Below are 546 nucleotides of genomic sequence, written 5' to 3'. Positions count from 1 at the left end.
ACCGAGGCGCTGGCGCTGGCGCTGCATGGCGCCCGGCTGGAGGGCCGGCCGCTCCGCGTGCTGGCCGGCGCCACCGAGCACAGCGCCGTGCTGGCGGCGCGGGACGACATCGTTCCGCTGCCAGTGGATGGCGATGGGCTGATCCGGATCGACGCGCTGGAGCGCCAGCTCGCCGCCGGGCCGGCGCTGGTGGCCGTGCAACAGGGCAACAACGAGACCGGGGTGGTGCAGCCGCTGGACGCCATCGCGGCCCTGGTGCGCGCCAACGGCAGTCTGCTGCTGGCCGATTGCGTGCAGTCGGCCGGCAAGCAGCCCCTGCCCCCCATTTGCGCGGTTGCCGATTTCATCGCCTTGTCTGCCCACAAGCTGGGTGGCCCACCCGGCGTCGGCGCGCTGATCGTGAAGGACCCGGCCACGCTGGTGGCGGTGCAGCGCGGTGGCGGCCAGGAGCGCGGCCTTCGCGGCGGCACTCCCAACCTGCCCGGCATCGCCGGCTTTGCGGCCGCCGTGGCGCAAGCGCACGACTGGTCCGCCGTGGCAAAGCTG

General features: G+C 74.2%; 1 protein-coding gene. It reads left to right on the top strand.

What is annotated here, in order from left to right; genetic code table 11:
- Positions 1-546, top strand: a 546-nt coding sequence (locus tag GJV64_RS15385) for an aminotransferase class V-fold PLP-dependent enzyme (protein WP_164158400.1), incomplete at both ends; no start/stop codon positions are given.

The sequence above is a fragment of the Sandarakinorhabdus rubra genome (genome assembly GCF_010994245.1).
Taxonomy (GTDB): Bacteria; Pseudomonadota; Alphaproteobacteria; order Sphingomonadales; family Sphingomonadaceae; genus Sandarakinorhabdus; species Sandarakinorhabdus rubra.
Note: the sequence above shows the minus strand (reverse complement) of the source record. Positions and strands in the feature narration are given on the sequence as shown.